A 3,511-nucleotide genomic window follows, 5' to 3' on the forward strand; every position below is an offset into this window, starting at 1 on the left:
ACATTGAAAACCGTTTTATCGGCAAGCACTTCTACGAGTGGTTTTTGGGCTTTTACTTTCACTTCGGCCAATTGATTTTCAGCGTTCATAATTATCGAACTAAAATCAATTGCTCGGTCAATTACATCAAAATTTACCGAACGATACTTTTGAAAACCTACACTACTAACCATAAAATAGTACTTATCGGGCTTGATGCCGTTGATTTTGAAACTACCGTTTTCGGTACAGATTTCGGCTTTTACGAGCATAGAATCTTTAAGTTTATAGAGCATTGTGGTAGCAAACGGAACACCCTCGTTTTGTTGGTTTTTGACCAATCCACTAATTGAGAATGTTTGTGCCGAAGCGGCAACACTCACAAATAAATAAATGAGATTAAGTAATAGCTTTTTCATGAATATTTTTTAAATTTTATGCTACAAAATTGAGTCGAGATTAGGTATTAAAAAATGGTTATTCGGCAAACCGACAAATAACCCGACGAATTGCAAAAAATGTAGTTTAACAGTGTATTGTGCAATTCGTCGGAAAAGTTTGGCAGAATCGAAAGAATTATTTGAGATTTGAATAAAATAAACTAAGAAGCAGCACATCGGATGATAAACTGGAATAAGACTATTATTTGGCGAATACGACTCGGCGAATTGTTGGCCGTTGTTGGTATCTATATCGTTCTGTATTTGCTCTATTGTATTACCCTGACTTTCAACGAGTTGGCATACTTAAAAATCACTTTTCCAGAATTACTCAAAAACTATTTGGTAAGTCAGTTTTTCGATTATTCTATCAAATTCATCCTTACAATACCTATTTGGTACTTTTATTTTAGGTCGATTCCGCATTGGTCGCTCGCCACAAAGGTTTTTTTGCATTTCGGTACGCTCGTTATTTTTGTAATCACTTGGCAAAAATTGTTTTATGCCACGATGGAATTTTTAGGACGTGGACATTTACGTGGTTCGAGTCAAATCTGGGATATTTACATACCCGCCTTGATTTACATCATTCAGTTTGGTTTTTTTCATGCGTATGCGTACCACGTGAAATTTCAGCAGCAAAAAGAAATTGAGAATAGTCTTCGCCAAGCTACGCTCGAAAGCGAACTTTCGGCCATCAAAGCCCAACTGAACCCACATTTTTTGTACAATGTTTTTAATACTATCAGTGCGAGTGTTCCGCCCGAAATGGAAGCTACCCGCGAAATGATTGCCGAATTGGCCGATATTTTTCGGTATCAGTTGAAGGCGTCGAGGGTAGATTACGTAAAAATCAAAGACGAATTAGAATTTATTGAAAAGTATTTAGCCTTAGAGAAGAATAGATTTGGAAGTCGGTTGAAAACCTCGATTGAAGCCAGTGACGAGTTATTGAATCTGAAAATCCCGCCGATGATATTACAACCCATCGTCGAAAATGCCATCAAACACGGCATTTCGCCAAAAATTGAGGGAGGAGAGGTGAAAATTAAAATCGAAAAAAACGATAATTATCTAATATTTGAAGTAAATGACACGGGAGTCGGACTCAACAGCCAAGAGGAGGTAATCGGAAAAGGAATTGGACTCACCAACACCAAACTAAGGCTCGAAAAGATGTTTGGCGAGCTACTTCATCTCAGCCCCAACCTACCCAATGGATTAAAAGTTTGGTTCAAAATTCCAATTTTATCATGATGCAGAAAGTAATTATCATCGACGATGAGGCCGCAGGACGTACCCTAATTAAGCAATATTTGGCGGATTTTACTTCACTTATTGTAGTTGGCGAGGCCAACAATGGCGTAGATGCCATCAAAATTATCAATGAATTTAAACCCGATATTGTGTTTATGGATATTCAGATGCCAGGCCTCACGGGTTTCGATGTCCTCAAACACCTCGAAGAGATTCCACAGATTATTTTCTCAACGGCCTACGACCAATACGCACTGCAAGCTTTTGAGGTGCATGCCATAGATTATTTATTGAAACCCTACACGCGTGAGCGATTCAAGGCGGCCATTCAGAAACTACGCACCAATGAAACACAAAATTTATCTCCGATTCAGCCTTTGGTCGAGAGTATTATTAATCCTTTGCAATTCCCCGAAAAAATACTGATTCAGCAAAACCAAAAGCTTATAACAGTTAATGTAAAAGAGATTATTTGGATTGAAGCCGAGGGCGATTATTCAAAAATTATTACTAATCGAGGTAGTTTTTTGAGCAATTATGGAATCAGTAATCTCGAAAATAAACTAAACCCACAAAATTTTATCAGAGTGCATCGGTCTTCCATCATCAACCTCGAGTTTGTAAAAGAAATCCAGAAGCAAATCAGTAGCTACGATGTCATTATGCAGAATGGCGATGTAGTGCGAGTCAGCCGCGGATATATGGATAATATTAAAAAACTGACGTATTAATGAATTGATTAATAGATGTTTACAAAAACACAAGCCAGCTCGAATTTCAGAAAATTTAAAAATCAAGCTGGCTCGTGTTCGGTATTTTTTTCAAAAATATTACTTTTCAAAATCCGTTTCTAAGAGTTGTTTTTCATCATAAACGCCTCCGACTGGTTTTTTATCTCTTAGTTTTTTTATATCACTGGCAAAGATATTTTTCCCTTCTTTTGCCAAAGCATTTTGAGTATAGCGAATAATATCCGCAATATCTTCATCACTGATATCCTTGTTATTTATCAGACCCGGCATTTCATTATTTAACTGATAAACTTTTCCATTTACGCTAATTGGCCCGCCCAAACCGTGTAAAATAATAGCTGCTAAACGCTTCATCGAGCCATCAATATACTCCGAACCTTTTAATGGTGGGGCTAAATCTTGAATACCTTTGCCATCAGCTCCGTGGCAGGTAGCACATATCGAGCGGAATAGTTGCAAGCCTCTGGTTCTGTTGTCAACCGTGTTGGTTTCCTTTACAAAGATTGGGTTAGGCTCTTTCTTCTCATTGTTTTTAATAGCAATCGTCAAGTTGTTTTTCAGGGTTGCACTTGGGTTTTGAGTATCAATATACAACTGCTCTTTTCCTGCCAAACTACTTACAATGGCTTCTTGCAAAATGCGTTTTTCGGCATATTTTTTCTCAATTTGTGCAAGTATTGGCATAAAAACATCGTTGTTTGCTTTCAACCAATTGTTCATCGAAAATGCTACATATAAATCAATCATTTCGTTATTCTGAGCCAATAGCTGGGTAGCCATTGCTTGCATTTTCGGAGTATTTTGAGCAGATGCGTAGCGTTCGATAAGCCCCAAGGCATGAGCAATCGTTTCGGGCTGTTTCGATTGGCTAATGATGTCGGATACAGTACCAAAACTCAACAAACTCAGTCCTTCCAACGTATACAAGGCATGAATCGAAGTCGAAAACTCATTTGAACTTTTGGCTAAGGCAATTAAATCTTTTGCGATACTGATGTCTTTTTTCTGAATCAATAATTGTTGACTTCTATCTCTTATCCAACCGTTCGAATGGCTCAGCAATGCAACTAAATCTTTGGTAGT

General features: G+C 37.7%; 4 protein-coding genes. 2 read left to right on the forward strand and 2 right to left on the reverse strand.

Features of this window, described 5'->3' with window-relative positions; translation table 11 throughout:
• Positions 1-398: carboxypeptidase-like regulatory domain-containing protein (locus ACOVO2_RS04285; protein WP_421768776.1), on the reverse strand; the 398-nt coding region annotated here is incomplete at its 3' end.
• A gap of 201 nt (positions 399-599) precedes the next feature.
• Here ACOVO2_RS04285 and ACOVO2_RS04290 point away from each other — a divergent pair.
• Together ACOVO2_RS04290 and ACOVO2_RS04295 are read left to right on the forward strand one after the other, a co-directional pair.
• Entirely contained in the window at positions 600-1,676 is a 1,077-nt protein-coding gene (locus ACOVO2_RS04290; protein WP_421768777.1) for a sensor histidine kinase, read from the forward strand.
• Entirely contained in the window at positions 1,673-2,407 is a 735-nt protein-coding gene (locus ACOVO2_RS04295; RefSeq protein WP_421768778.1) for a LytR/AlgR family response regulator transcription factor, read from the forward strand. Before ACOVO2_RS04290 ends, ACOVO2_RS04295 begins: the two co-directional genes overlap by 4 nt.
• A 99-nt stretch (positions 2,408-2,506) precedes the next feature.
• Here the strand turns inward: ACOVO2_RS04295 and ACOVO2_RS04300 are convergent.
• Positions 2,507-3,511 (reverse strand): c-type cytochrome (locus ACOVO2_RS04300; protein ID WP_421768779.1); only part of this gene is annotated, 1,005 nt, incomplete at its 5' end.

The organism is Emticicia sp. (assembly GCF_049241225.1).
In the GTDB taxonomy this organism is placed as follows: domain Bacteria; phylum Bacteroidota; class Bacteroidia; order Cytophagales; family Spirosomataceae; genus Emticicia.